Below are 25,066 nucleotides of genomic sequence, written 5' to 3' on the forward strand. Positions count from 1 at the left end.
GCGGAAACATAGGGTGACCGCGCGCCGGAACAGCCGGTTCCGCCAGGCCGACAGCAGTGATGATGCGAGCCCGGCCGATCAGGACAGGAAGGGAGCAGCGATGAGACGTCCGCACTGGCCGCGCCGGGTCTTCGCGCAGCTGCTGCTCAGCCAGACCCTGGTCACGGTCGGGGTCAGCGCGGTGACCGCCGGCCTGTTCCTCGCGCCGGTCAGCCACGAGCTGGACCGGGACGCCATGCAGCGGGCGCTGTCGATCGCCCAGGCCACCGCGACCGACGAGGTGATCGCGCGGGCCGCCGCGGCGCGGGACAGCGCGGCCGCGCAGCGCAACGCCGAGCAGATCCGGCTCGCCACCGGCGCCAGTTTCGTGGTGGTCACCGACCTGGACGGCATCCGGCTCTCGCACACCGACCCCGCCAGGATCGGGCTGCGGGTCTCCACCGATCCGGGCCCCGCGCTCGCCGGGCACAGCGTCACCGCGATCGAGCAGGGCACGCTCGGCCGCACGGCGCGGGGCAAGGTGCCGCTGCGGCTGGCGGACGGCCGGATCGTCGGCGAGGTCTCGGTCGGGATCAGCGACGACTCGATCCGGCACCGCCTGCTCGGCATGGCCACCGGCATCCTGCTCTGCGCGGGGGCGGGCCTGGCGGCCGGGACGGTGGCCACCCTGGTCCTGGCCCGGCGCCTCAAGCGGCGGACCCACAACATCGAGGTCGCCGACATCTCCGCGCTGCTGGTCGAGCGGGAGGCCATGTTGCACGGCATCCGGGAGGGCATGGTCGCGCTGGACCGGGACGGGCGGATCCGGCTGGCGAACGACGAGGCGGTGCGGCTGCTGGCGCTGCCGGAGGACTGCACCGGGCGGCCGATCCGGCAGGCCCTGCCGGAGGGCCGGCTGGCCGAGATCCTGGCCGGCCGGATCGCGGGCACCGACCTGCCCGCGGTCCGGGACGACCGCGTCCTGGTGGTCAACCGGACGGCGACCCCCGACGGCGGCGCCGTGGTGACCCTCCGCGACCGCACCGAACTGGAGTCGCTGGTACGGGAGCTGGACACCACCAGGAGCCTGACCGAGGCGCTCCGGGCGCAGGACCACGAGCACGCGAACCGGATGCACACGCTGCTCGGGCTGCTGGAGCTGGGCCGGCACGAGCAGGCGGCGGAGTTCATCTCGGAGCAGTCCGGCTCGCACGCGGCGGTGGCCGCCGCGATCGCCGGGCAGGTGCAGGACCCGCACGTGGCGGCGCTGCTCGCGGGCAAGGCCGCGGTCGCCGCGGAACGCGGGATCCGGCTGGTGATCGACCCCGGGAGCCACCTGCCGGACGCCGCCGTGGACCCGCGGGCGCTGGTCACCGTGCTCGGCAACCTGGTGGACAACGCCCTCGACGCGCTCGCCGGCGGCGTGGTGGGCGGGGCGGCCGGCGGCGTGGTGGGCGGCGTGGTCGAGCTGGCCCTGCGGGCCGAGGGGGCCGAGGGGGCCGAGGGGGTCGCCCTGCTGATCGAGGTCGCGGACAGCGGTCCCGGCATCCCGGCCGAGCTGCGCGAGCGGGTCTTCGAGGAGGGCTGGACCAGCAAGGACGCTCCGGCGCACCGGCCGCGCGGGCTCGGGCTGGCCCTGGTGCGGCGGGTGGTGGAGCGGGCCGGCGGCCGGATCACGGTCGGCGACGGGCCGCTCGGCGGTGCCCGGTTCACCGTGCGGCTGCCCGAGGCGCTGCATCCGGGCTGCGGCGGCCCGGCCGGGTCCGCCGGCCCGGCGGAGCCCGTCCGCCGCGTGGACACCGTGCTCCTGGAGGCGTTGTGATCGACGTGCTGGTGGTGGACGACGACTTCCGGGTCGCCGAGGTGCACGCCGCGTACGTGGCCAAGGTGCCCGGCTTCCGGGTCACCGGGAGGGCGCACAGCGCGGCCGAGGCGCTGGCGGCGCTGGAGCTCCGGCCGGTCGACCTGCTGCTGCTGGACCACCACCTGCCGGACGAGACCGGGCTGGCGCTGGTCCGCCGGATGCGGGCGGCCGGGATCGGCTGCGACGTGATGATGGTGACGGCCGCGCGCGACGTGTCCACGGTGCACGCCGCCATGCAGCACGGTGCGCTGCAGTACCTGGTCAAGCCGTTCGCCTTCGCCGGGCTGCGGGAGAAGCTGGTGGCGTACGCCGAGCTGCGGCACGCGCTGGCCGGGCCGGCCGCCCGGGAGGCCGGGCAGGCCGAGGTGGACCGGCTGTTCGCCACCATGCGCAGCGCCGTCTCCCCGGCCGCCGCGCTGCCCAAGGGCCACTCCGCGCCCACCACCGACCTGGTGCTCGGCGCGCTGCGGCGGGCCGGGCGGCCGCTGTCGGCCCAGGAGGTGGCGGACGAGACGGGGCTGAGCCGGTCGACGGCGCAGCGCTACCTCAAGCAGTTGGAGCGGGACAGTCGGTTGCGGCTCAGTCTGCGGTACGGCGACACCGGCCGTCCGGAGCACCGGTACGTGCTGCCGGGGCGGTGAGAGCGGCAGGAGGCCGGGCCGGGACCGAGGGGATCGGTCCCGGCCCGGCCGGGGTGGAACGGGTGGTGCTGGTGAAACGGGTGGTACTGGAGGTGCTTGTGGTGCTCAGTGGCCGAAGGCGTCCTTGGCGACGTCCTTGACGTTCTCGCCGGCCTGCTTGGCGTCACCCTTGGCCTGGTCGGCCTTGCCCTCGGCCGTGAGGCGCTCGTTGCCGACGGCACGGCCGGCGGCCTCCTTGGCCTTGCCCTTGGCCTTGTCGGCGAGGTTCTCGGCCTTGTCCGCGGTGCCCATGTGATCCTCCTGTGCTGTCGTCGGTTCCCGAGGTCGTCGGTCACCGAGGCTTTCGTGGTCCGACGCGGTCGGCGGCCGAGGTGATCGGCCCCCGAACCTGTCGGTGTCCGAGCCGTTCGATCGGCGAGGTTGTCGATCGGCGAGGCTGTCCGTCGTCGAAGTTGTCGGTCCTCGATGCGTGTCGGCCGCCGCCGACCGCTGGTCAGCGCATCCCGGGGAAGCCCAGGTAGTACCCGCCGAGCCGGTTGAGGTAGTCGGGGTCGGCGGTGTGCTGCTCGGGCTGGAACTCGGGTGCGTCCTTGATCTGGTCCTTCGTGCGGTCCACCTGGACCGTCCGGTCCTCGGTGTCCACCCGGGTGATGGTGCCGGCCGGCAGCAGGACCTGCTTTCCGAAGATCCACTTCCCGGTGTCGACCACCAGGTACGAGGCGTCCACCTCGGCGGAGTGCCGGTCGATCCGGCCGATCCGGCCGTCGGCGGCCTCCACGTGGTATCCGATCAGGTCGAGGCCCTCGAAGTAGCCCGCGGTCTCCCGGTAGTTCCAGATCGGCGTGCCCATCCGTGCTGTCCTCTCCCTCGACGGTGCCCGGCGGGGCCCGGAGCCGACCGGCCCCTTCCGGGGCCCGGCGCCGAGTGCCGTGCAGCACCGCGCCTGCCCCGGAGCGGGCGCTTCACACGCCCCACCCCGCGTCCGGATCGGCGGCACCGCTCCCCCGCCGTTCGCGGCCGCCGTTCCGAGCCCCGCTCCCGAGCGCATTTCCGAGCGGCAATTCCCGGCCCGACCCCCGGCGACCGGCGGTACGGTGCATCCCGGGTCACCGGGCTGCCGGCGGGTGATCATAGAGTCGTCCCCACGGGGAACTGTTCCCGGTGGGAACGGGCGGACCGGCGTTACGGAAGGGCTGGAACACATTGGGCAGCGAATGGCACGAGACAGGCGCGGCCGCGTACTCGGCGCCACCGACCTCAGGAATCAGCGCGGTCGCCCGGCAGGCCGAGGGCGGCGCCGTGGTGTGCCGGCTGGAGGGTGAGCTGGACCTGGACTCGCTGGCTCCGGCGCGCACCGTCCTCGAGCAGGCCATCGGCTCCGGGGCGCCGCTGCTGGTGGTGGAGTTGGCGGGGGTCACCTTCTGCGACTCCTCCGGGCTCAACCTGCTGCTCCAGACCCGGCTCGCGGCCGAGCAGGCCGGCGTGGCGCTGCGGCTGGGGCCGCTGTCCGCGCAGGTGGCCCGGCTGATGGAGATCACCGGGGCGGGCGAGGTCTTCTCGGTCCACCCCTCCACCGCCGACGCCCTGGGCCTGATCTGAGCCGCCCGGGAGCCCGGGCGCCGTACCAGTCCGCTTCGACCACCTATCCCTTGGGGCTGACCGAATGAGCACCAACGGCGGGCCACCGCCAACCGAGGGCCCGAGGGCCCCGTACCTCCCGCCCGGCGGCCAGGTCCGTCGGCTGCCGCTGCTCGGTCTCGACCGGCAGGTCGCGCGCGGCCGCGAGTTCGCCCGCCGGGCACTCGCCGACTGGTACGGCTGGACGGACGAGGACCCGGGCTGCGGGCCGGCCGGCGAGGACGTGCTGCTGCTGGTCTCGGAACTGCTGGCGAACGCCGCCATGCACGCCGGCGGCACCCGCGAGCTGATCCTGCGGGCGACCCCGGCCGTGCTGCGGGTCGAGGTGGTCGACGGCACCACCACCGTGCCCCGCCCCCGCACCCCGCACCGGCCCGGACTGCCGGGCGGCCACGGCCTGCACGTGGTGGAGCGGCTGTCCGACCGGTGGGGCGCCGATCCCGGCGCGGCGGGCAAGACCGTCTGGCTCGAGGTCGACGGCGACCGCCTCAGCCGGTGAGGGCCAGTTCGGCGACCACGGCCCGGTGGTCCGAGCCCGGCAGCGTGTGCTCGGAGACGTCCACGGCGGTCAGGGCGGCGCCGTGCAGCACGTGGTCGATCTGGATCAGCGGCGGGAGCAGCGGGAAGTCGTCGTTGTGCACCGGCCAGGTGGGCGAGCCGCCCCGGCCGAGTTCGGCGTGGGTGTCGGTGAGGCCGGTGGCCAGCAGGGACCGCATCGGCGCGTGGTCCACGGTCGCGTTGAAGTCACCGAGCAGCACGGAGTCGCGGGTGTCCGCGCCGGCCGCCGCCCGCAGGCCGTCGAAGCCGCGGCCCCACTTCGCGGCGTCGCCGAGCGGGTAGTAGGTGTGTACGGCGACCAGCCGCACCGTGCGCCCGGCCACCTCGACCCGGGCCCCGACCATCGACCGGGCCGCGGCCGGGTCCCCGGGGTCGAGCGGGGTGAGCGGGTGCCGGGAGCGGAGCACGGTGTCGTTGCCGTCCGGCTGGGCGCGGTAGGGCATCAACTCGCCCAGTCCGGCCCGGTCGAGGGCCGACGCCGCGCCGGGCGAGAGCTCTTCGACCGCGAGCACGTCCACCCGCTGCTCGCGCACCAGCCGGACCAGCGCGGCCGGATCGACCCGGCCCAGGTACGCGTTGCTGGTCGCCACCCGCAGCCGTGGTGCGGCGGCCGGGACGTCGGTGCCGGCCGGGACGAAGCGCGGCACCAGCCACCACAGTTGGACCAGGACCAGCAGCCCGGCCACCGCGGCGGTCCACCGGTTGCGCAGTGCCAGCAGGCCGGCCATCGCGACCAGGGTCACCGGGGTCGCGTACGGCAGGGCGGCCAGCGGGACCGCCAGGGGTGAGTCCTCGTCCGCGCCGGTGAGCCGGATCAGCATCAGTGCGGCGGGGCCGGTCAGCAGGGCCAGGCAGCCCACCAGGAGGGCGACCCGCAGGGCGCGGGCGGTCCGTGGCCCACCGCCGGGGGCGGGTTCCGGATGCTCGGTCCGTGCCGTACCCGCTTCCGTACCCGCCGTCATGGTGCTCCCCCCGCCCCCGCCACCCCCGCTCCCCGGCCGTGGTCGGCCGGCCGGGAGTGATCACCGCCTGCCGCTGGGGACGCCCTCCGCGCGCTTGCGGTTGCGCCGGGGTGCGGCCCGGCCCGTGCGCCGGGTGCGGTGCACCGGGCCCAGCAGGGTCTGGCGTTCGTCCTCGCTCAGGCCGCCCCAGACGCCGTACGGTTCACGGGCCGCCAGGGCGTACTCCAGGCACTGGGCGCGGACCGGGCAGCCGGCGCAGACCTGCTTGGCGGCCTCGTCCCGGTCGTCGTGCGGACCGCCGCGCTCTCCCGGCGGGTGGAAGAACAGGCTGCTGTCGGCGCCGCGGCAGGCGGCCTCCGTCTGCCATCCCCAGTAGAGCTCGAACGGACCGGGCAGCCGGGATATGTCGGTCATCGGTGGAACCTCCAGCGGGTCGGGGGCCGGGGGCCGCGTCCTGCCGCGCGCCCCGGAGCCCTGCGCCTGCCCGGGACACGGGTTTCAAACCCGCCGCTTCCGGCCGATCCGTGCACGGACCGGTCGTCCGGTCCGTCGCGTGCGCCCGCCGTCGTGGTTCAGGACCGCCGGGGCAGCGCGGCGGCCGTGCGGCTCGCGCCGGAGCGGGTGGCGCCGAAGCCGGTCTCGTGGTCCCAGACGTGGGTGCAGCCGGGGCACTGGAGGTGCAGGACGCTGCCGGTGTTGGCGAGCAGGTAGCGCCAGTGCTGGTGGCAGTTGCGGCCGCCGGCGCAGTCCGCGCAGCCGCGGATGTCCGCGCAGGCCGGGCACGGGATCCAGGCGCGGCGGCCGAGGTCCGCCTGCGGGTCAATGGGCAGCACGGCCGGCCTCCGTCCCGGGCAGCACGCCGGCGGCGACCAGCCGGTCGTGCAGGGCCTGCTGCTCGGCGTCGAGGCCCGAGTAGAGCAGGGCGTACGCCTCGTCCTCGGCGCGCAGGACCGCCGCCGGGTCCCAGTCGGGGCCGAGCGCGGCCACCACCTCGGCGCGCCGGCGGGCCTCCTCCGCGGTGAGGTCGATCTCGAATGCCACACGGTTCGAAGACATGGGAACAGAAGTTAGGCCAGCCTTACCTTCCTGTCAACCGGCGTGATCACCGCGGATCCCGGGCGCGGGACGTGCGCGACGCCCCGGGATGTGCGGATCGCCGACCTCGGTGATGCTGGGAAGATCAGGCCTCCCGTTAGGAGAACCGCCCATGTCCATGCTCGACAAGCTCAAGAACATGATGAAGGGCCACGAGGACACCACCCGGACGGGTGTCGAGAAGGCCGGCGACGCCGTCGACTCCAGGACCGGGAACAAGTACCAGGGTCAGGTCGACACCGCCCAGCAGAAGATCGACGAGCAGCTCGGCCAGCAGCCCCCGTCGGACGGCCAGTGAGGGACGGCCGGTAGCGGGACACGGCGAGGCGGCCGACCGGGATCCCGGTCGGCCGCCTCCGCGTGTGCCGCCGCGCTCCGGGCCTCAGCCTCAGGCCGGTACGAGCAGCGTGAGCGACTGCGGCACCACCCGCACCTCGGCCGGCAGCGGTCCGGCGAGGTCGCCGTCGGCGTAGGCGTTGATCCCGGCCGACTCGATCCGCAGGCCCGCGGTCCGGTGGGTGCTGACCCCGGTGTGCCGGACGTGGGTGCCCTTGAAGACCGTCGGGAAGAACCGCACCAGCCGCCGCCTGGGCATCGCCCCGACCAGGGTGACGTCCAGCAGGCCGTCCGCGTGGTCGGCCTCGGGGCAGATCAGCATGCCGCCGCCGTAGCTGCGGGTGTTGCCGACCGCGGCGAGGGTGAGGTCCTGCTCCAGCACCGTGCCGTCGTCCAGCACCAGCCGGAACGGCAGCGGCCGCAGCCGGGCGAGCTCCAGCAGGATCGCCAGGTTGTAGCGCATCCGGCCGCGCGGACGGCGCAGCCGGTTGGCCCGGTCGCTGACCAGCGAGTCGAAGCCCGCCGCCAGCACCGAGCCGAAGTACCGGGTGGCTCCGTCGGCGGTGTCGATCCGGCCGGTGTCCACCCGCAGCGCGTGGCCGTCGGCGATCAGGTCGGCGGCCGCCTCCGGGTTCTTGAGCGGCAGGCCGTAGTCCCGGGCCAGGTCGTTGCCGGTGCCGGCGGGCACCACTCCGAGCGGGACCTGGGTGCCGGCCAGCGCCTGGATCGCGAGGCCGATCATGCCGTCGCCGCCGACCGCGACCAGCGCGTCCACGTCCCGGGCGATCGCCTCCCGGGCCAGCCGGACGGCGTCCTGCGGGTCGTTTCCGCTGACCGCGAGCACCTCGACGCCGCGCTCGCGCAGCCGGGCGGTGGCCCGCCGGGCGGCCTCGCCGGCCCGGCCGCCGCCCGCGGCGGGGTTGGTGAGCACCACGGCGGTGCGGATCTCCCGCCGCTGCGGCCGGGCGGTCACGGGATGAGCTTGCCGGGGTTGAGGATCCCGGCCGGGTCGACGGTCGCCTTGACGGCGCGCAGCACGGCGGCGCCGAGCTCGCCGATCTCCTGCGGCATCCACGGCCGGTGGTCGGTGCCGACGGCGTGGTGGTGGGTGATGGTCCCGCCGTTGGCCATGATGGCGTCGCCCGCCGCGGACTTGGCGGCCTGCCACTGGGCGATCGGGTCGCCCTGCTGGGCGCCGAGCACGGTGAAGTAGAGCGAGGCGCCGGTCGGGTAGACGTGCGAGATGTGGCACATCACCAGCGAGGTGGTGCCGCCGGCCTGGAGGGCGCCCTGGAGCGCGGCGGTGACCGCGTCCTTGAGCCGGGCGAGGTCGGACCAGTTGGCGGCGGTCTCCAGGGTCTCGCAGAGCGCCCCGCAGTCCAGCAGCGCGTCGCGCAGGTAGGGGGCGTCGAAGCGGCCGTGCTCCCAGGCGCGCGCGGGCTCCTCGCCGAGCGGGGTGCCGCCGGCGTCCAGCAGGGTCTGGCGGGTCAGCCGGTGGCGGGCGGCGGTCTGCTCGCCGGTGCCCTCGTAGACGGTGACGGCCAGGCAGCCGCTGGTGATCTGGCTGCCGCCGATCTTCGCCGTCATCGCCAGGTTGACGCCGGTCTCGGTCTCGTCGGACAGCCGCAGCACGGTCGGACCGGCGCCCTGCTGCTCGACGGCGCGCAGCGCGGCGGCGCCGGTGGCGAAGTCGGGGAAGCTCCAGGCCTCGTGGATCTTGACGGCGGGGACCGGGTGCACCCGCAGCCGGACCGAGGTGATCACGCCGAGCGTGCCCTCCGAGCCGACGAACAGCTGGCGCAGGTCGGGGCCGGCGGCGGAGGCCGGGCCGCGGCCGAGGTCCAGGACCCCGGCGGGGGTGACCACCCGCAGGCCGCGGACCATGTCGTCGAAGCGGCCGTGGCCGGCGGAGTCCTGCCCCGAGGAGCGGGTGGCCGCGAAGCCGCCGATGGTGGCGAAGCGGAAGCTCTGCGGGTAGTGGCCGAGCTCGAAGCCGCGGGCGGCGAGCAGCTGCTCGGCCTGCGGGCCGGTGAGGCCCGCGCCCAGGGTGGCCTCGCCGGAGACCTCGTCCAGGTCGCTCAGCGCGTCGAAGCGGCGCAGGTCGAGCGAGAGGACCGCGTCGAAGCCGGCCCGGACCGGGTCGAGGCCGCCGACCACGCTGGTGCCGCCGCCGAACGGGACCACGGCGATCCGCCGCTCGGAGCAGTACGCGAGCACCGCCGCGATCTCCTCCTCGGTGCCGGGCAGCACCACGGCGTCCGGGGCGTCCTGCTCCTCGCGGCTGCGCCGGCGCAGCAGGTCGGGGGTGGACTTGCCGCCGGCCCGGGGCAGCCGGTCGGCGTCCTCGGCACTGACGGCGTCGGGGCCGACGATGGCGGCCAGCGCCGCGAGGTCCTGCGCGGTGAGCGCGGACGGGCGCAGCAGGACCTCGTCGGCCGTGGGCGCGGCGCCCTCCTGCGGCGTGACGCCGAGCAGCTGCTCCAGCAGCGCCTTGATGTCCTCGGAGAGCGGCTTGGCGAGCGCCGGGTCGCCCCAGGCGTTCCACGACATCGGCGGCAGCGGCAGTGCTGCGGGCTTGCTCGGTCCTGCGTGCGGATCAGATGGCATGCGTTACAGTTTTCCACATCATGTCAAGTAGTCACAGAGACTCCTCGAACAGCGACGCTCCGCGCAGCGTCGACGACGCGATCCTGGACGCCGCCGCCGAGCTGGTGCTCGTCCTCGGCCCGCGGCGCACCCAGCTGGCGGAGATCGCCCGCCGGGCCGGGGTCAGCCGCCCCACCGTCTACCGCCGCTGGCCGGACGTGCGCGCGGTGGTCGGCGCGCTGCTGACCCGGGAGATCCGGGCCACCCAGGAGAGCGTGGTGCGGGCGGCGGACGACCGCGAGTCGGTGGTGGCCTGGATCGTCGAGGTCGCCGTCCGGATCCGGGACCACCAGGTGCTCGGGGCGCTGCTGCGCTCGGACGCCGACCTGCTGGTCGAGTACGTCGTCGAACGGCTCGGCACCAGCCAGCGCGGCCTGCTGGACGCGCTGCGCGAGGCCCTCGCGCTCGGCCAGCGGCACGGTTCGGTCCGTGCCGGGGAGCCGGCCGAGCTGGCCGCGATGGTGCTGCTCATCGCCCAGTCCACCGTCCAGTCGCACCGCATGGTCGCCCAGTTGCTGCCCGAAGAGGCCTGGCGCCGCGAACTGGCCTTCGCCCTGAACGGATACCTGAAACCATGACCGACCGGAGCACCGCCGCCGACCCGGGCGGGACCGCCGTCCCGAGCACCGCGCTCAGCGCCCGCCGCCGCACCGCCGACCTCGACGCCCTCGCCACCGGTCCCGCGGTGGACCTGCTGGTGATCGGCGGTGGCGTGACCGGGGCCGGCGTCGCCCTCGACGCCGCCTCGCGCGGCCTGCGGACCGTCCTGGTGGAGGCCCGGGACCTCGCCTTCGGCACCAGCCGGTGGAGCTCCAAGCTGGTCCACGGGGGGCTGCGCTACCTGGCCTCCGGCCGGATCGGGGTGGCCCGGGAGAGCGCGGTGGAGCGCGGCATCCTGATGACCCGCACCGCCCCGCACCTGATCCGTGCCCTGCCGCAGGCCGTCCCGCTGCTGCCCTCGGTCGGCCGCGGCACGGCGGCGCTGGTGCACACCGGGTTCCTCGCCGGGGACGCGCTGCGGGTGGCCGCGCGGACGCCGGCGTCGGTACTGCCGAGGGCCCGCCGGGTCGGCCCCGCCGCGGCGGCCGCGCTGGTGCCGGCCGTGCGCACCGACGGGTTGCGCGGCGCGCTGGTCGCCCACGACGGGCAGTTGATCGACGACGCCCGGCTGGTCCTGGCGATCGCCCGGACGGCCGCGCAGCACGGCGCCACCGTGCTCACCCGGGTCCGGGCCGACCGGGTGACCGGCACCTCGGCGGAGCTCACCGACACCCTGACCGGCCGGACCGTCACGCTCACCGCCGGGGCCGTGGTCAACGCGACCGGCGTGTGGGCCGACCAGGTCGACCCCTCGATCCGGCTGCGGCCGAGCCGGGGCACCCACCTGGTGCTCGACGCCGCCACGCTCGGCCGTCCCACCGCCGCGCTGACCGTCCCCGTCCCCGGGTCGACCAGCCGTTTCGTCTTCGCCCTGCCGCAGCAACTCGACCGGGTGGTCCTGGGGTTGACGGACGAGGACGCGCCCGGGCCGGTCCCGGACGAGCCGGTGCCCACCGAGCAGGAGATCGACTTCCTGCTGGCGACCGTCAACACCGCCCTCGGCCGCGAGCTGACCAGGGCGGACGTCCGCGGCGCGTTCGCCGGCCTGCGCCCGCTGATCGACACCGGCGGCGGCGACACCGCCGACCTGTCGCGCCGGCACGTGGTGCACCGCTCCCCCTCCGGGGTGGTCACCGTGGTCGGCGGCAAGCTGACCACCTACCGGGCGATGGCCGAGGACACCGTCGACTTCGTGCTGCGCGAGCGGGGCGGCGCCGCGTCGGCCTGCCGCACCGCCCGGCTGCCGCTGGTCGGCGCGCCCACGCACCCCGACAGCCGCCCGGCGACCGCCGGCGCGCTGCCCGAACCGCTGGTCGCCCGGCACGGCGGCGCGGCCCGGGCGGTGCTGGACGCGGCCCGGCTGCCCCGGCCGCTGGAGCAGATCGTGGAGGGCATCGACGTCACCCGCGCGGAGATCGAGTACGCCCTGACCCACGAGGGGGCGCTGGACGCCGAGGACGTGCTGCACCGCCGGACCAGGATCGGGCTGGTCCCGGCGGACGCCGAGCGGGCCCGCCCGGCGGTGCAGGAGATCGTCGACGCGCTCGCGGAGTGAGGCGCGCCCGGAAACCGGGGCCGCCGTCGCTCAGCCGCGCTCGCGGCGGGCGCGGCGGCGCTCCTCCTCCTCGCGCATCAGGCGGGACATCTCCAGCACGGCCTCGCCCGGATCGAACGGGTCGCCGTCCTCGCGCGGGAAGTCGCCCTGCGCGCAGAGCAGTTCCTCCTGGGCCAGGAAGGGCAGCTCGGTGTCCGGGTCGGACGGCCGGGGGCTCTCCGGGCCGTCCGGGCCGAACCGCACCAGCCGCTCGACCCGCACCACCCGCAGCCGCCGCCCGCCGACCTCCACCTCGACCGGCCGCTCGGACTCCCAGCGCTCCGCCGCCTCGGCGTACTCGGCGCGCTCGTCGGGGTCGAGCCCCCTGGTCACCGGATCGATCACCCGCAGGCCGAGCGCCAGGCTCTCCCTGATCTGCTGCGGGGTGTTGCCGTGGTTGGGGGGCACCGGCTCCCAACGGCCGTCCACCAGCTCCGCGGCCATGAACCCGACGGGCAGCAGCACCCCGCCCGGGTGCGAGGCCGTCACCAGCAGCGCGTCCCGCCGCACGTCGGCCGGCACCGCACCGGCGACCGGGGTGAGGCCGAGCAGCTCGACCTTGAGGATGCCCTCGGACATCCCGGTCGGCCGGACCGGGTCGAGCACGAAGCCGGCCGCCGGGTCGGGTGTCCGGACGCCGTCGTCGGGGCCGGCCGGGTCCGGGTCGGTGGGGCGCGGTGGCTCGGGTCCGTCCGGACCGGAGCGGATGAACCGCTCGCCGCGCACCACCCGGTAGCGCTCACCGAGCACGGCCACCTCGTTCAGCGGCTCCCAGTCGAGCCGCCCGGCCGCCCGCTCGTACTCCGCCGCGCCGGTGTGCTCGCCGCGCTCGCGGGCCTCGGTGGCCAGCTGGCGCAGGGTCATCGCCAGCGCGTCCCGGGCCGCCTGCGGCTGGAAGTTGACGAAGTACGGGTGCAGCTCCCAGCCGCCCTGCTCGCGCTCGCGGGCGATCCCGAAGACCGGGCCGCCCGCCGACAGGATCTTCGGGTACGCCTCCCGCGCCGTCCAGGCCGCCACGTCGGCGAGCGCCTCGACCGGCTCGTCCGACGCGCCGATCCTGACCGTCCGGTACCCGGGCACGTCCTCACCGTTGTGCGTCATCCCAGCAGCATGCCTGCGCCGGCCCCACCGCGCAGGGCAATCACAGAGACTTCACCCGGGGCCGGCGCACCGGGTGGTACGCCGGCCGGCCGGGACACCGGGTGGTACGCCGGCCGGCCGGGACACCGGCGGTGGTTCAGCCGAGGTAGCCGAGGCCGCCGATCGCACCGATCCCGCCGAGCACCATGAAGACCGGCATCAGCACCTTGATCTCGACCCAGCTGCCGGCCCGGAAGCGGATCGCCTTCGGCGGGCCGATCGGGTACCAGCGCTTGCGCCCGATCGGGATCGGCCACATGATCGGGCAGCCCGAGACCGTCAGGGCGTCACCCACGCAGTGCACCAGCGCGCCGAGCACGATCGGCAGGCCGACCCACAGGTACTGCTGGCCCGGCTCGGTGAACAGCCAGTCGGAGCCGTTGCCCGGCTTGTCGAGGATGTCGGCGATCATCCAGGCGCTGCAGATGCCGAGCAGCCACACCAGGACGTCGCTGGACATCCGGGCGGCCTTCCAGAGCAGCCCCTCGATCGCCAGCACCATGTGCACGAACAGCACCGCCAGCACGCCCCAGCGCCCGCCGAAGACGCACACCGCGGCCGCACCGGCCCCGCACAGCACGGCCCACAGCCAGGTGTGGGTCAGCGTGCGGTGGCCGCCCGAGCGGCGCGGGTCACCCGGCTTGCGGGTCGACTTGTACGCCGCGTACGAGAGCTTGTCGATGATCTCGCACAGATTGCGCGAGACCGGCCCGAAGGCCCTCGATATGGTGGCCGCCTTGTGGTCGAGGTCGGGGGCGAGCGCCGCTCCGGCGCAGATCAGCGCCCCGGCGAGGAGCACCGGCCACGGCATCGGGGTGTCCAGTGCGGCCGCGGCCGCACCCACCCCCAGCCAGGCCGCTGCACCGGAGAGCGCATGCGCCGGTCCCATCATCGCGATAACCGTCCCTAGATCAGATCGCAGGTGCGCCGCGCACCTGACGGTGCCGCAGCATACCGGCCGACGATCTTCACCCGGCACCGGGCCCGACAGCAGGTCAGGAGGGCGGCCGGGCCGGGGATTAATCGATGGATCGACCTTTCCGCCCGCCCTACCCTGGCCGGACCGCCACGACCTCGGGAAGCAGGGAACCATGCGGACGCACTACCCACGCACCGCGCACCTGCCGTGGTCACCGGGCGCATCCGCGGACGACCTGCGGGCGGGCGACCTGTCCGGGTTCGCCGGCCTGGAGGTGGTGGTCACCGAGAAGCTCGACGGCGAGAACACCACGCTCTACCGGGACGGCCTGCACGCCCGCTCCCTCGACTCCGCGCACCACCCCTCCCGGGCCTGGGTCAAAGCACTGCAGGGCCGGATCGCGCACGCGATCCCACCCGGCCGCCGGGTCTGCGGGGAGAACCTGTACGCCCGGCACTCGATCCGCTACGACGACCTGGACAGCTGGTTCTCCGCCTTCTCGGTCTGGGACGGCGAGCACTGCCTCGGCTGGGACGACACCGTCCGCTTCGCCCGCCGGCTCGGCGTGCCGACACCGCCGGTGCTGTGGCGCGGGGTCTTCGACGAGCGGGCACTGCGGGCGCTGCGGCTGGACACCGAGCGCCAGGAGGGCTACGTGGTGCGGACGGTGGCCGGTTTCGGGCGCGCGGAGTTCGCCCGGCGGGTGGCCAAGTGGGTCCGCCCGGCGCACGTGCGCACCGGTACGCACTGGATGCACGCGGCGGTGGTGCCCAACGGGCTCGGTCCGCGCGCGGCGCTGTGGGACGCCGCCTCGGGCGGCCCCGCCGACCCGGCGGCCCTGCTGGCCGCGCTCGACCTCGACCCGCAGGACGCCGCGCGGCCGCCCCGAACCGGGACCGCAGCCGGGACGGCCGCCGCCGCGGTGGCCGAGGTGACCGGACGGCTGGACGCACTCGGCCGCTGCGGCGCCGCCCGACTGGCGGGCGTGCTGGCGGCGCTGCTGCACGGCGGCCGGCGCGCCGCCTTGGCCCCGGCCCTGGTGGCACCGCTCGGCCTGCCGCTGGCCCGGCGGGTCGCCGACCTGGTCGGGCTGCACCGGGCGCTGCACCGCCCGTACCCGGACCAGGACCGCCGGGCGGGGCTGGTCCGGCTGTCGTACGCCGCCGACCTCGGGGTGCTGCACGCGGTCGCGCTGGCGGCGACGGCCGGGCGGACGGATCCGCAGGCCGGGGAGGACCGGGAGCAGGTCGAGTGGTCCGAGCTGCACGCGCAGGAGGCCGGACTGCTCGGCGAGGCCCCGCTCGCACCACTGCGCACGGGCCTGCGGGCCGCCCTCGACGGGCTGCCCGCCGCGGCGGCCGACCGGTGCTGGGCCGAGGCCAGGGAGGGGTTCGCGCTCGGCCGGATCAGCACCGTGGAGGAGGCCGCCGCACGCGGCTGGCGGTGGCGCACGGGCGACTTCCCCCGGCTGGTGCTGACGGTCGGTCCGGCGGGCAGCGGCAAGAGCACCTTCGCCCGCGCCCTGCCCGGCGTCGACGAGACCGTGTCACTGGACGACCTGCGCGCGGCCCGCGGCTGCCGGTCGGACCAGCGCGCCAATCCCGAACTGCTGCGGGCGGCGCTGGCCCGGCTCGACGAGGCACTGACCGGCCGCCGTACCGTGGTCTGGGACGCGACCTCGCTCAACCAGCAGCAGCGCTCGCTGGTGCACGCGGTGGCCGCCCGCCGCGACGCGCTCACCACCCACGCCGTGCTGCTGGTCACCGGGGCGGAGCTGGCCCGGCGCAACGCGCACCGCGAGCACCCGGTACCGCCACCGGTGCTGGCCGCGCAGCTCGGCCGACTCGGGCAGCCCTACCCCGGCCAGGCGCACCGCACCTGGTACGTCGGCCCGGACGGCGCCGTCGGCGACCGCGACGGCACGCTCGAGGACGAGGAGTTCTGATGCGCACCAGCGAGGAGGTCTACCACCGGGTCCGCTGGGACCAGCGGTTCGACCCGGCCCGGTTCGTGCTGGGCGTCAACGTCCGCGGCGCCGCGCCCGCGCGGGTGCCGCTGGCCGCCTTCGTGCCGGGCGGCGACATCCCGTGGCACCGGGTGCTGTTCATCGAGGCGGACGGCGTGCCGGTCTGGGACCGCGCGGCCGGGCTGGACCGGCTGGACTCGGCCGGGCTGGGCCTGGCCCGGGCCCCGCGCCGGCTGCGGGCGCCGTTCTTCACCGCCCGCACCCCGCACGCCTGGGATCCGGCCGCGGCCGGCTGGCGCCCCGTCACCGGTGTCGTGCCCACCGCTCCGGGCGCCCCGGCACGGCTGCGGGTGATCACCTGGAACACGCTGTGGGACCGGTACGACAGCGAGCGGATCCACACCGCCCGCCGCCGGCCGCTGCTGCTGGCCGCGCTGGAGCACGCCGACGCGGACGTGATCGCGCTGCAGGAGGTCGAGCCCGCCCTGGTCGGGCTGCTGCTGGCGGCGCCCTGGGTGCGGGCCGGGTACGCGGTGGACACCGACCCGACCGGGCCGGACGTGGCCGGCAGCGGCCTGCTGCTGCTCAGCCGGCTGCCGGTGGCGGAGGCCGCCCGGCACGAGCTCGGGCCGCACAAGGCGGTCGCGGCTGTCACCGTGCTGACCACCGGCGGCCCGCTGGTGGTCGCCACCACGCACCTCAGCAGCGACCACTCCGAGAACGGCGCCGGGCGACGCGATGCGGAGCTGGCCCGCCTGTCGGAGGGCCTGGACGCGGTGGCGGGCCCGCTCGTGCTGGTGGGCGACTTCAACGACGGCACCGAGCGGCCCGCCACGGCGCTCGGCCTGCGGGACGCCTGGAGCGAGGTGCACGGGCCCGCCGACCGGACACCCACCTTCGACCCGGGCGCCAACCCGCTGGCCGCCGTCGCCTCGCTCTCCGGCCGGGCCTCCCGGCTGGACCGGATCCTGCTGCGCGGAGCGGACCCGTACCCGGCCGGCGCCGCCCTGCTGGGCGAGCGCCCCGCGCCGGACGGCCTGTTCGCCTCGGACCACTTCGGGGTGGTCGCCGACCTGGTCGGCGCCGCGCCCGGCCACGGCGAGGACACCGGCGTGCACACCGGCGAGGAGGAGAGCGCCGAGCTGCTCCGCGGCGCGCCCACCGCCCGTACCGCGCTCGCCTGGATCCCGCCGGCCGGGCTGTGGCCGGCGATCCAGCAGGTCCGCGCGGCCCACGATCCGCAGCTCGACCGGTGGCCGCCGCACGTGAACCTGCTGTTCGGCTTCGTCCCGGAGGCCGACTTCGACCGGGCCGCCGAACTGGTCGCCCGGGTCGCGGCGGAGCAGCCGCCGTTCGCCGCCGAACTCGGCGGGGTCCGCTCCTTCGCCCACCGCGACGACGCCACCCTCTGGCTCGACCCGGCGGCGGCCGACCCGGCACCGTGGGCCGCCCTGCACTCCGCGCTCAGCGCGCGCTTCCCGGGGTGCCGGGGGCGGGCCGAGGGCTACACCCCGCATCTGACGCTGGGTCGCGCCCCCGACCCGCAGCGGCTCGCCGACCGGCTCGCCACCCGGCTCGGCCGGGAGCAGGTGCGGGTCGGCGAGCTGGTGCTGCTCTCGCGCCGCGGCGAGGAGCCGATGCGGCCCCGGATGACGGTCGCGCTCGGCACCGGCGAGATCCACCGCCTGCCGGAACCGACCGGCGACCCGACCACCGCGCAGGCCGTCACCCCCGCCGCCGACCCGGTCGGCCCCGTGCTGGACCGGCTGGCGGCCGCGCTGCCCGCGGCCGCCGTGCTGCACCTGGCCGGCTCCCGGCGCCTGGGGTGCGAACTGCCCGGCGCGGACCTGGACCTGGTGGCCGCCCTGCCGGGCGCGGTCGACCCCGCCGAACTCCGCACCCGGCTGGCGACTGCGCTGCCGGAGGCGGCCGTACGGCAGGTGACCGGGGCCCGGGTGCCGGGTCTGCGGCTGCGGATCGGCACGCTCGCGGTCGACCTGGTGACCGTCGGCACCGGGCAGCTGCCGCCGGCCGAGGCGGTGGCCCGGCGGGCCGAGTTGGGTGAGGCGGCCGCGACGGCGCTCGGCGCGGTCAGCGACGCGCAGGCGCTGGCGGACGCGGTCGGCGCCGAACGGGCGGCGTTCGCCGGGCTCGCCCGCGAGGTCAAGGCCTGGGCCAGGGCCCGCGGCCTGGACTCGGCGCCGTTCGGCGGGCTGCCCGGCCTGGCCTGGACGGTGCTGGCCGCGCTGACCGTCCGCCAGGCGCCCGGCGGCGAGAGCCCGGAAGTCCTGCTGCACCGGTTCTTCGGCGACTGGGCGGCCTGGGACTGGCGGCAGCCGGTGGCGCTCACGCCGCCCGGAGCCGAGGCCCCCGCCGCGACCGGCCTGCCGGTGACCGTGCTGACGCCGACCGCGCCGCTCCGGCCCTGCACCGACCAGGTCGGCCCGGGCGGGCGCGACCTGCTGGTCCGCGAGCTCTACCGGGCCTGGGAGCTGACCGATCCGGCCGGCCCCGCACAACCCGGACTGCTGTCACCGCCACCGCTGCACCGGCGGCACGCGGCCTGGGCCGTACTGCGTGTCCGGGCCCGGGCGGGCGAGGACTTCGAGGTCACCCGCGGCCGGCTGCGCGGCCGGCTGCGGGCACTGCTCACCGCCCTGGAGCGGGCCGGGTGCGCGGAGGCGCACGCCTGGCCCCGGCCGGTCGAGGCGGGCCCGGGATCGGCCCGCTACGCGGTGGGGCTCGGCCGGACACCACCGGACCGGGCGCGGCTGGCCGCCCTCGCCGAGGGCTGGCTGCGGACCGTGCCCGGTACCTCGGTCGAGTGGGCCGACGGCTGCGCGGTGCCGACCCTGCGGTGAGCGCAAGGGGCCCGCGCCGGTGCGGCGCGGGCCCACTGGGGTGGACGGGAGGTCAGGGGCGGCCCATCTGGGTCGGGTAGTAGCCGCTGCTGAGCGTGGAGACCCGGACCGTGGTGCCCGGCCGCGCCGCCTCGACGTACTGGTTGCCGCCGAGGTAGATGGCCACGTGCTCGATGTCGTCGGCGTCCCCGGTCTCGGACCAGAACAGCAGGTCACCGCGGCGCAGGCTGCTCGCGCTGATCGGGGTGGTGGCCCGGTACTGGTCGTCGGCGACCCGCGGCAGGCTGACGCCGGCCCGGCGGTAGGCCTGCTGGACCAGGCCCGAGCAGTCGTACCCGTCCGGCCCGTTGCCGCCCCACAGGAAGGGCGTGCCGACCTCGCCGAGTGCGAACTGGACAGCCGCCTCGAAGGAACCGCTGCCGCCGCTGCTCGCGGGGGCGGCGGGCGCGCCGGAGATCCGGCTCAGGTAGACGTCGTAGTGGGTGGTCCAGCGCCACTCACCGGCACTGTTCCTGAACCAGTACTTCGAACCGTCCCAGCCCTGCTTGATCCCGCCGCCGCTGCTCGCGGGGGCCGCGGGCGCGGCGGGCGTACCCGAGATCCGGCTCTGGTAGACGTCGTAGTGGGTGGTCCAGCGCCACTGACCCGCGCTGTTCCTGAACCAGTACTTCGAACCGTCCCAGCCCTGCTTGATCCCGCCGCCACTGCTCGCGGGGGCCGCCGACGCTGCCGGCGCGCCGGAGATCCGGCTCAGGTAGACGTCGTAGTGCGTGGTCCAGCGCCAGGCGCCGGCGCTGTTCTTGAACCAGTACTTCGAACCGTCCCAGCCGGCGTGGGCGGGGGCGGGCTCGGCGCCCGCCGCGACGGTCGTGCCGAGGCTGATCGCACCCGCGGTCGCCAGCACCGCGGCGATCCGGCCTGCCCTGCGGGCGGCCCTGGCCGCCCGTCCCGGGCGGGCGCGGCCCGCCGCTCGGGGCTGCCGGAGGTGGCGATCGGCCGGTATCGCCCGGTCCGAGATGGGGGCTGACTCCGTTTCGGCCGTGGCCGGGACGATGGTGGTGTTCTTGTCCATGACCTCACGCTAAGCAGATCTGACGGTCCCTCGCCTCGTGGTGTCCGCCGAGGGAGGGTTCACGCTTCGTGAGCGGATGAACACGCGCCCCCTGTACGGGGCCCGTTGACTGTGGTGCCATGTACACGCCAAACCCGGGCGGTGCATCCGCCGTCCGGGGTCAGCAACGATCGGAAGGAAGGCCCATGATGCTCCGTCTGCTGGCCACCGCCGGCCTCGCCGCCACCTCCCTGCTGGGCGGCCCGATCTTCGGCGACGGGTCCACCCCGCCGCCGGACAAGATCGTCATCGACGTGGCCACCGTCAACGGCTCCGGCTGCCCGACCGGCACGGCCGCCGTCGCGGTCTCCCCCGACAACACCGCGTTCACCGTGACCTACAGCAATTACCTGGCCCAGGTCGGGGTCGGCTCCAAGCCCACCGACTTCCGGAAGAACTGTCAGGTCAACCTGAACGTGCACGTCCCCCAGGGCTTCACCTACGCGATCGCCTCCGCCGACTACCGCGGCTTCGCCCACCTGGAGAAGGGCGCCGTCGGCACCGAGCGGGCGAACTACTACTTCCAGGGCTCCGCGCAGACCGCCTCGCTCAGCCACCAGTTCAAGGGGCCGGTGGACGACAGCTGGCAGGCCACCGACACCGTCGACGTGGCCGCCCTGGTGTACGCGCCCTGCGGCGAGCTGCGGAACTTCAACATCAACACCGAGCTGCGGGTGAGCGCCGGGACGTCCGACCCGGCCAAAACCACCAGCTTCATGACGATGGACTCCACCGACGGCGACATCAACACCGTCTACCACCTGGCCTGGAAGACCTGCCCCTGACCGCACGGGCGCAACACGCGCACGGGGTGCGGGCCGGGTCGGGGGACGCCCCGGCCCGGCCCGCACCGCCTCCCGCCCCCGCTACGGCGCCGGCTGCGGCTGGGTCACGCAGTGGATCCCGCCACCGCCCGCACCGACCGAGTCGATGTTGAGCTGCTCGATCACCCGCCCGGGGAACAGGCCCTGCAGGACGGCCTTCGCCGCCGCATCGGCCTTGGCGTCGCCGAACTGGGCCGAGATGACGGCCCCGTTGCAGACGTAGTAGTTGGCGTAGGAACCGACGAAGTCGGCGCTGGTCGAGCGGATCACGTTGTAGTCCGGTCCGCCGACCTTGGTCACGGCGACCGGGTGACCGGCCGCGTCGGTGGCGGTGGACAGCACCTTGTACTGGTTGATCTCGTCGTTGTTCCAGCCGTCCTTCGGGTCCTTGGCGTTCGGCTGCTGGACCAGGCCCTTGCCGACCTCCAGGAACCGGCTGGTGGCGTCCACGTGGTCGCGGGTGATGTCGCCCTGGTCGACGTACCCGTCGAACCAGATCACCTTGGAGGCGCCGTAGGCGGCGCACATCGCGGCCTCGGCCCCGGCCTGGTTCATGCTCCCGTTGCGGGCCGGGTCGAGGATGCTGCTGCGGGTGGCCATCAGGGTGCCGGCGCCGTCGGCCTCGATCGCGCCGCCCTCGGCCACGAAGCCGGCGGCCGCGGTGAACGGGACCCCCGCATAGGCGGCGACCAGCCGGGCGACCTGGGCGTCCTTGGCGTGGGTCTGCTTGTTGCCCCAGCCGTTGAAGTTCAGCCCGATGGCGTCCAGGCCACCCGCGCCGTTGGTCCGGAAGACCGGCCCGGAGTCCCGCATCCAGCAGTCGTCGACCGGGATGGTGCTGATCACCGTCACGTTCGCGGCGCTGCAGGCCCGCTTCGCGGCGGCGGCGCTGGCCGGGTTGGCGCACATGACGACCGGCTCGTACTTGGCGATGGTGTTGGCGATCAGCGCGATGTTGGCCTGGATCCCGGCCAGCGAGGTGCCGCCGCGACCGCCGCCGCTGCCCCAGATCGCCGTGCTGTCGGGCCAGGCCATCCAGGTCCGGGTGTGCCGGACGGTGTCGATCGGGACGCGGAAGGTGCCCGTGCCCCCGGTGGGGGTGGGGGACGGGGTGGGACTCGGGGTGCCGCAGCCGGGGGCGTCTGCGGCCCGGGCGACCTGCGAGGTGCCGCTGTTCGCCGCCCAGACCACACCGACCGCGGTGAGCCCCGCCGCCGCCAGTACCCGGCGCCGGCCCAGCGCCGGCATCTCCGGTCTGCCGGCCGAATTCTCCTCTGCCACCTGCTCGTTCATCTGCTCGACCTCCGTGGGGGAACCGGCGGATCCGACCGCCGGGGGGTGGCAAGGAAGCTATAACTGACCAAGCGCTCGGTCAATACTTTGCGCAGAGCTGGATCGGATCCGCCGCGCGCCCACCCACCCCGCGGCGACGCGCTCGGGGCAGGCAGCACGGTCGGCGGCGGCCCGGGTACGCGCTGCGGACCCACCGGGCCCGGCCGCTTCGTTACAGTTCGCGGGTGGCTACAGGTACCAGTGACTCCCGATCCCTGCCCGTCCCGGCGGAGCGGCCGGCCGCGCGCGGGCGCGCGTCGGCGAAGGGCGAACAGACCCGGGCCCGCCTGATCGCGGCCGCCCGGACGCTGCTGGCGGGCGACGGCAGCGTCCCCTTCACCACCCGCAACGTGGCGTCCGCCGGCGGGGTGACCCACGGCATGTGCCACTACCACTTCCACGACCGGACCGACCTGATCCTGGCCGTCGTCGAGGACATCCGGCCGGAGTGGATCGCACCGCTGGAACGGGCGGTCGAGGCGCCCGGGAGCTTCGCGGAGCGCGCCGAGCGGGTGGTCGCGCTGCTGACCCGGCCCGAGGGCGCCGACCTGTCCCGGCTGCACTCGGCGCTGCACTGGTTCGCACTCAACGACGACCGGGTGCGGGCCGCGCTGGCGCAGGAGTACCGGCAGTGGCGGGCCTGCTTCGTGGCGCTCTTCCAGGTGCTCGCCGACGAGCGCGGCGACGGTCTCGACCCGCGCCCGCTCGGCGAGGCGGCCGCCGCCGGGGTGGACGGGCTGGCCGCCATCGAGGCCCTCGACCCGGAGGTCGACGCCGGCGCGGTGGTCCGCACCCTGGTGCTCGGGCCGGCAACCGCCGCGGGCACCGGTCGCTGACGCCTCAGGACGCCGGTGCCACCGGCTGCTGCTGGGTCGAGCAGTGGATCCCGCCACCGCCCGCGGCGATGGCGTCGATCGGGACCTGGACCACCTCGCGGTCCGGGTGCAGGTCGCCGAGCACCCCGGCGGCCCGGTCGTCGGCGGCCCGGTCGCCGAACTTCGGCATGATCACCCCGCCGTTGACCACGTAGTAGTTGAGGTAGGTCGCCAGGAAGTCGTCGCCGTGCCCGGTGATCGCCGTGAAGTCCGGCTCGGTCAGCTCGACCACCCGCAGCGGGCGGCCCTGGGCGTCGGTGGCGCCCCGCAGCACCTGGAGCGCCTGGTCCGAGGCGGTGGACCAGATGTCCGGCGGGGTGTCCGGGCCCGGCCGGTGCAGGACCACCACGCCCGGCTCGGCGAACCGAGCCAGCGCGTCGATGTGGCAGTCGGTGATGTCCTTGCCGGCGACGCCCTGGAACCAGATCACCTTCCGCACCCCGAGCAGCCCCTTGAGGTCCGCCTCGATCCGGTCCCGGTCGAGCCCGGGGTTGCGGTTGGGGTTGACCAGCGAGCTCTCGGTGGCCATCAGGGTGCCCTCGCCGTCCACCTCCAGCGCGCCGCCCTCCGCCGTCAGCGGCGCGTCGATGCGCCGGATCCGGTACCGGTCGAGCAGCTCCGCGGCCACCCGGGCGTCCGCGTCGTGGGTCTGCTTGCCGCCCCAGCCGTTGAAGTGGAAGTCCACCCCGGCGAGGCCCGGCGCACCGGTGACGAAGGTGGGGCCGGTGTCGCGGGCCCACAGGTCGTCCACCGGGAGGTCGATCACCTCGACCGAGGAGCCGCACAGCTGCTGCGCCTCGGCGCGCTGCTCCGGGCGCGCCATCAGGACCACCGGCTCGAACCGCCCGACCGCCTGGGCGACCCGGGCGATGTCCTGGCGGACGGCGCCCAGCTGGTCGCCCCAGACCTCCTCCAGGGCCGGCCAGGCCATGAAGGTGCGGGTGTGCGGCTGCCACTCGGCCGGCATGGCGAGGCCGGCCGCCGCGGTCAGGGAGCCGGTGGACTGCGCCGAGCCCACCGACGGTCCTTCGGACGGCGTGGCACTGCCGGCCGGGTCGCCGGCCGGGTCGCCGCCCGAGCCGCAGCCGTCGAGCAGGGCCGCGGCGGCGAGGACCGCGCCCGAGCGCAGCACGGTCCGGCGGGTGAGGGCGGGGTGGTTCATGCGGGTCCCCTGTCGGTGCGCGTACCGTCCTGAACCGGGTGGTTTCCGATGGTATGCGGCGTGCCGTCCGCCCGCCGGACGGCCCGCGCGCCCGCGCGGCGGCGGGCCGCCGGGCCGGGGTCACAGCGCGCGGCGCGCGGCGGCGATGCGCCGCGGGTCCCAGCCGGGGACGGGGACGGAGTCCAGCAGCAGCCGGGTGTACGGGTGCCGGGGCCGGGCGAGCACCTCGGCGGTCGGGCCGGACTCCACGATCCTCCCCCGGCGCATCACCACCACCTCGTCGGTGACGCACCGCACCACCCCGAGGTCGTGGGTGATGAACAGGTAGCCGATGCCGGTCGCGGCCCGGATGTCGGCGAGCAGGTTGAGGATCTGCGCCTGCACGGACACGTCGAGCGCGGCCACCGCCTCGTCCAGGACCAGCACGGCCGGCTCCACCGCGAGCGCGCGGGCGATGGCGACCCGCTGGCGCTGGCCGCCGGAGAGCTGCCGGGGCAGTGCGGCGGCCTCCCGGGGGCCGAGGCCGACCTGGTCGAGCAGTTCGGCGATCCGCCGCTCGTGGTCAGTGCCGGGGAAGTGCAGCCGCAGGGTCTCCCGCAGGACGGTGGCGACCGGCATCCGGGGGTCGAGCGAGAGGTACGGGTCCTGGAAGACCATCTGCACCTCGCGGGCCCGGGCGAGCCGGTCGGCCCGGCCGCGCCCGCGTTCGGTGCGGTCGCGCCGGTGCACCAGGACCCGCCCGGAGTCCGCGCGCTCCAGGCCGACGATGATCCGCGCGGTGGTGGTCTTGCCGGAGCCGGACTCGCCGACGATGCCCAGCGACCGCCCTTCGGCGAGCGTGAGGCTCACGTCGTCCACCGCCCGCACGCCCCCGTACGAGCGGTGCAGGCCGAGGACCTCGAGGACGGTCTTGCGCATCGCTGGTGCTCCTTGCGGCCGGGCGGTGGGGGTGCTCCCCCCGGA

Annotated in this window: 25 protein-coding genes; 11 read left to right on the forward strand and 14 right to left on the reverse strand. The window is 75.6% G+C overall.

Annotated features, from left to right (window positions below; genetic code table 11):
- Positions 1–100: 100 nt before the first annotated feature.
- Positions 101–1,801, forward strand: a complete 1,701-nt coding sequence (locus ABT014_RS15790) for a sensor histidine kinase (protein WP_350639306.1) — start codon at positions 101–103, stop codon at positions 1,799–1,801.
- Complete coding sequence (locus ABT014_RS15795) at positions 1,798–2,484, forward strand: response regulator (RefSeq protein WP_350639307.1); 687 nt, start codon at positions 1,798–1,800, stop codon at positions 2,482–2,484. Before ABT014_RS15790 ends, ABT014_RS15795 begins: the two co-directional genes overlap by 4 nt.
- A 105-nt stretch (positions 2,485–2,589) precedes the next feature.
- Here ABT014_RS15795 and ABT014_RS15800 read toward each other — a convergent pair whose 3' ends face one another.
- Both ABT014_RS15800 and ABT014_RS15805 read right to left on the reverse strand, forming a co-directional pair.
- Complete coding sequence (locus ABT014_RS15800) at positions 2,590–2,775, reverse strand: CsbD family protein (RefSeq protein WP_350639308.1); 186 nt, start codon at positions 2,773–2,775, stop codon at positions 2,590–2,592.
- Positions 2,776–2,977: 202 nt separating this feature from the next.
- Positions 2,978–3,334: a PRC-barrel domain-containing protein gene (locus ABT014_RS15805; RefSeq protein WP_350639309.1), complete on the reverse strand. Its 357-nt coding sequence runs from the start codon at positions 3,332–3,334 to the stop codon at positions 2,978–2,980.
- Positions 3,335–3,687: 353 nt separating this feature from the next.
- On the opposite strand from ABT014_RS15805, the gene ABT014_RS15810 reads away from it, so the two are divergent.
- Positions 3,688–4,083 carry an STAS domain-containing protein gene (locus ABT014_RS15810; protein WP_350639310.1) on the forward strand — a complete coding sequence of 132 codons (396 nt, stop codon included), beginning with the start codon at positions 3,688–3,690 and terminating at the stop codon, positions 4,081–4,083.
- A gap of 64 nt (positions 4,084–4,147) precedes the next feature.
- Complete coding sequence (locus ABT014_RS15815; RefSeq protein WP_350639311.1) at positions 4,148–4,621, forward strand: ATP-binding protein; 474 nt, start codon at positions 4,148–4,150, stop codon at positions 4,619–4,621.
- Here ABT014_RS15815 and ABT014_RS15820 read toward each other — a convergent pair.
- From ABT014_RS15820 to ABT014_RS15835, 4 genes are all read right to left on the reverse strand, one after another.
- Positions 4,611–5,642 (reverse strand): endonuclease/exonuclease/phosphatase family protein, encoded by a 1,032-nt coding sequence (locus ABT014_RS15820; protein ID WP_350639312.1) that lies wholly within the window; start codon positions 5,640–5,642, stop codon positions 4,611–4,613. The two genes, ABT014_RS15815 and ABT014_RS15820, sit on opposite strands and share 11 nt — an antisense overlap.
- A 60-nt stretch (positions 5,643–5,702) precedes the next feature.
- Positions 5,703–6,056 carry a WhiB family transcriptional regulator gene (locus tag ABT014_RS15825; protein WP_350639313.1) on the reverse strand — a complete coding sequence of 118 codons (354 nt, stop codon included), beginning with the start codon at positions 6,054–6,056 and terminating at the stop codon, positions 5,703–5,705.
- 158 nt (positions 6,057–6,214) lie between these two features.
- On the reverse strand, positions 6,215–6,475 hold the full coding sequence (locus ABT014_RS15830) for a hypothetical protein (RefSeq protein WP_350639314.1): 261 nt from the start codon (positions 6,473–6,475) through the stop codon (positions 6,215–6,217).
- Positions 6,462–6,698 carry a DUF6400 family protein gene (locus ABT014_RS15835; protein ID WP_350639315.1) on the reverse strand — a complete coding sequence of 79 codons (237 nt, stop codon included), beginning with the start codon at positions 6,696–6,698 and terminating at the stop codon, positions 6,462–6,464. The genes ABT014_RS15830 and ABT014_RS15835 overlap by 14 nt, the downstream gene beginning before the upstream one ends.
- A 151-nt stretch (positions 6,699–6,849) precedes the next feature.
- Between ABT014_RS15835 and ABT014_RS15840 the strand changes: the two genes are divergently transcribed.
- Positions 6,850–7,035, forward strand: coding sequence for an antitoxin (locus ABT014_RS15840; RefSeq protein WP_350639316.1), 186 nt, complete (start codon positions 6,850–6,852; stop codon positions 7,033–7,035).
- A 90-nt stretch (positions 7,036–7,125) separates the two neighbouring features.
- On the opposite strand, the gene ABT014_RS15845 is transcribed toward ABT014_RS15840, so the two are convergent.
- The gene (locus ABT014_RS15845) at positions 7,126–8,046 is read right to left on the reverse strand and encodes a diacylglycerol kinase (RefSeq protein ID WP_350639317.1); all 921 of its coding nucleotides are present in this window, start codon (positions 8,044–8,046) and stop codon (positions 7,126–7,128) included.
- Positions 8,043–9,680 (reverse strand): FAD-binding oxidoreductase, encoded by a 1,638-nt coding sequence (locus tag ABT014_RS15850; protein ID WP_350639318.1) that lies wholly within the window; start codon positions 9,678–9,680, stop codon positions 8,043–8,045. The genes ABT014_RS15845 and ABT014_RS15850 overlap by 4 nt, the downstream gene beginning before the upstream one ends.
- Before the next feature lie 20 nt (positions 9,681–9,700).
- On the opposite strand from ABT014_RS15850, the gene ABT014_RS15855 reads away from it, so the two are divergent.
- Positions 9,701–10,297 (forward strand): TetR/AcrR family transcriptional regulator, encoded by a 597-nt coding sequence (locus ABT014_RS15855; protein ID WP_350639319.1) that lies wholly within the window; start codon positions 9,701–9,703, stop codon positions 10,295–10,297.
- On the forward strand, positions 10,294–11,874 hold the full coding sequence (locus ABT014_RS15860) for a glycerol-3-phosphate dehydrogenase/oxidase (RefSeq protein WP_350639320.1): 1,581 nt from the start codon (positions 10,294–10,296) through the stop codon (positions 11,872–11,874). Before ABT014_RS15855 ends, ABT014_RS15860 begins: the two co-directional genes overlap by 4 nt.
- A 30-nt stretch (positions 11,875–11,904) precedes the next feature.
- Here the strand turns inward: ABT014_RS15860 and ABT014_RS15865 are convergent, their stop codons facing one another.
- On the reverse strand, positions 11,905–13,014 hold the full coding sequence (locus ABT014_RS15865; protein ID WP_350639321.1) for a DUF5954 family protein: 1,110 nt from the start codon (positions 13,012–13,014) through the stop codon (positions 11,905–11,907).
- Between the two features lie 136 nt (positions 13,015–13,150).
- On the reverse strand, positions 13,151–13,945 hold the full coding sequence (locus ABT014_RS15870; RefSeq protein ID WP_350639322.1) for a metal-dependent hydrolase: 795 nt from the start codon (positions 13,943–13,945) through the stop codon (positions 13,151–13,153).
- A 199-nt stretch (positions 13,946–14,144) separates the two neighbouring features.
- Here ABT014_RS15870 and ABT014_RS15875 point away from each other — a divergent pair, with 199 nt between their 5' ends.
- Positions 14,145–15,917: an RNA ligase family protein gene (locus tag ABT014_RS15875; RefSeq protein ID WP_350639323.1), complete on the forward strand. Its 1,773-nt coding sequence runs from the start codon at positions 14,145–14,147 to the stop codon at positions 15,915–15,917.
- Positions 15,917–18,799 carry a poly(A) polymerase gene (locus ABT014_RS15880; RefSeq protein WP_350639324.1) on the forward strand — a complete coding sequence of 961 codons (2,883 nt, stop codon included), beginning with the start codon at positions 15,917–15,919 and terminating at the stop codon, positions 18,797–18,799. Before ABT014_RS15875 ends, ABT014_RS15880 begins: the two co-directional genes overlap by 1 nt.
- A gap of 52 nt (positions 18,800–18,851) precedes the next feature.
- On the opposite strand, the gene ABT014_RS15885 is transcribed toward ABT014_RS15880, so the two are convergent.
- Entirely contained in the window at positions 18,852–19,871 is a 1,020-nt protein-coding gene (locus ABT014_RS15885; RefSeq protein WP_350639325.1) for a C40 family peptidase, read from the reverse strand.
- A gap of 185 nt (positions 19,872–20,056) precedes the next feature.
- Here ABT014_RS15885 and ABT014_RS15890 point away from each other — a divergent pair, with 185 nt between their 5' ends.
- The gene (locus ABT014_RS15890) at positions 20,057–20,695 is read left to right on the forward strand and encodes a DUF4360 domain-containing protein (RefSeq protein WP_350639326.1); all 639 of its coding nucleotides are present in this window, start codon (positions 20,057–20,059) and stop codon (positions 20,693–20,695) included.
- 81 nt (positions 20,696–20,776) lie between these two features.
- Here ABT014_RS15890 and ABT014_RS15895 read toward each other — a convergent pair whose 3' ends face one another.
- Positions 20,777–22,027 (reverse strand): agmatine deiminase family protein, encoded by a 1,251-nt coding sequence (locus ABT014_RS15895; protein WP_350639327.1) that lies wholly within the window; start codon positions 22,025–22,027, stop codon positions 20,777–20,779.
- 224 nt (positions 22,028–22,251) lie between these two features.
- Between ABT014_RS15895 and ABT014_RS15900 the strand changes: the two genes are divergently transcribed.
- Positions 22,252–22,902, forward strand: coding sequence for a TetR/AcrR family transcriptional regulator (locus ABT014_RS15900; protein WP_350639328.1), 651 nt, complete (start codon positions 22,252–22,254; stop codon positions 22,900–22,902).
- Between the two features lie 4 nt (positions 22,903–22,906).
- On the opposite strand, the gene ABT014_RS15905 is transcribed toward ABT014_RS15900, so the two are convergent.
- Both ABT014_RS15905 and ABT014_RS15910 read right to left on the reverse strand, forming a co-directional pair.
- Entirely contained in the window at positions 22,907–24,103 is a 1,197-nt protein-coding gene (locus tag ABT014_RS15905; RefSeq protein WP_350639329.1) for an agmatine deiminase family protein, read from the reverse strand.
- Positions 24,104–24,223: 120 nt separating this feature from the next.
- On the reverse strand, positions 24,224–25,021 hold the full coding sequence (locus ABT014_RS15910; RefSeq protein WP_350639330.1) for an ABC transporter ATP-binding protein: 798 nt from the start codon (positions 25,019–25,021) through the stop codon (positions 24,224–24,226).
- Between the last annotated feature and the right edge of the window lie 45 nt (positions 25,022–25,066).

The organism is Kitasatospora sp. NPDC094015, assembly GCF_040304075.1.
In the GTDB taxonomy this organism is placed as follows: domain Bacteria; phylum Actinomycetota; class Actinomycetes; order Streptomycetales; family Streptomycetaceae; genus Kitasatospora.

Excerpts from the sequence above, each read along its gene's own strand:
- ABT014_RS15790 (WP_350639306.1), top strand. The coding sequence starts at position 101 with ATGAGACGTCCGCACTGGCCGCGCCGGGTCTTCGCGCAGCTGCTGCTC.
- ABT014_RS15800 (WP_350639308.1), bottom strand. The coding sequence starts at position 2,775 with ATGGGCACCGCGGACAAGGCCGAGAACCTCGCCGACAAGGCCAAGGGC.
- ABT014_RS15805 (WP_350639309.1), bottom strand. The coding sequence starts at position 3,334 with ATGGGCACGCCGATCTGGAACTACCGGGAGACCGCGGGCTACTTCGAG.
- ABT014_RS15815 (WP_350639311.1), top strand. The coding sequence starts at position 4,148 with ATGAGCACCAACGGCGGGCCACCGCCAACCGAGGGCCCGAGGGCCCCG.
- ABT014_RS15820 (WP_350639312.1), bottom strand. The coding sequence starts at position 5,642 with ATGACGGCGGGTACGGAAGCGGGTACGGCACGGACCGAGCATCCGGAA.
- ABT014_RS15825 (WP_350639313.1), bottom strand. The coding sequence starts at position 6,056 with ATGACCGACATATCCCGGCTGCCCGGTCCGTTCGAGCTCTACTGGGGA.
- ABT014_RS15835 (WP_350639315.1), bottom strand. The coding sequence starts at position 6,698 with ATGTCTTCGAACCGTGTGGCATTCGAGATCGACCTCACCGCGGAGGAG.
- ABT014_RS15840 (WP_350639316.1), top strand. The coding sequence starts at position 6,850 with ATGTCCATGCTCGACAAGCTCAAGAACATGATGAAGGGCCACGAGGAC.
- ABT014_RS15850 (WP_350639318.1), bottom strand. The coding sequence starts at position 9,680 with ATGCCATCTGATCCGCACGCAGGACCGAGCAAGCCCGCAGCACTGCCG.
- ABT014_RS15855 (WP_350639319.1), top strand. The coding sequence starts at position 9,701 with ATGTCAAGTAGTCACAGAGACTCCTCGAACAGCGACGCTCCGCGCAGC.
- ABT014_RS15860 (WP_350639320.1), top strand. The coding sequence starts at position 10,294 with ATGACCGACCGGAGCACCGCCGCCGACCCGGGCGGGACCGCCGTCCCG.
- ABT014_RS15865 (WP_350639321.1), bottom strand. The coding sequence starts at position 13,014 with ATGACGCACAACGGTGAGGACGTGCCCGGGTACCGGACGGTCAGGATC.
- ABT014_RS15870 (WP_350639322.1), bottom strand. The coding sequence starts at position 13,945 with ATGATGGGACCGGCGCATGCGCTCTCCGGTGCAGCGGCCTGGCTGGGG.
- ABT014_RS15875 (WP_350639323.1), top strand. The coding sequence starts at position 14,145 with ATGCGGACGCACTACCCACGCACCGCGCACCTGCCGTGGTCACCGGGC.
- ABT014_RS15880 (WP_350639324.1), top strand. The coding sequence starts at position 15,917 with ATGCGCACCAGCGAGGAGGTCTACCACCGGGTCCGCTGGGACCAGCGG.
- ABT014_RS15885 (WP_350639325.1), bottom strand. The coding sequence starts at position 19,871 with ATGGACAAGAACACCACCATCGTCCCGGCCACGGCCGAAACGGAGTCA.
- ABT014_RS15890 (WP_350639326.1), top strand. The coding sequence starts at position 20,057 with ATGATGCTCCGTCTGCTGGCCACCGCCGGCCTCGCCGCCACCTCCCTG.
- ABT014_RS15895 (WP_350639327.1), bottom strand. The coding sequence starts at position 22,027 with ATGAACGAGCAGGTGGCAGAGGAGAATTCGGCCGGCAGACCGGAGATG.
- ABT014_RS15905 (WP_350639329.1), bottom strand. The coding sequence starts at position 24,103 with ATGAACCACCCCGCCCTCACCCGCCGGACCGTGCTGCGCTCGGGCGCG.
- ABT014_RS15910 (WP_350639330.1), bottom strand. The coding sequence starts at position 25,021 with ATGCGCAAGACCGTCCTCGAGGTCCTCGGCCTGCACCGCTCGTACGGG.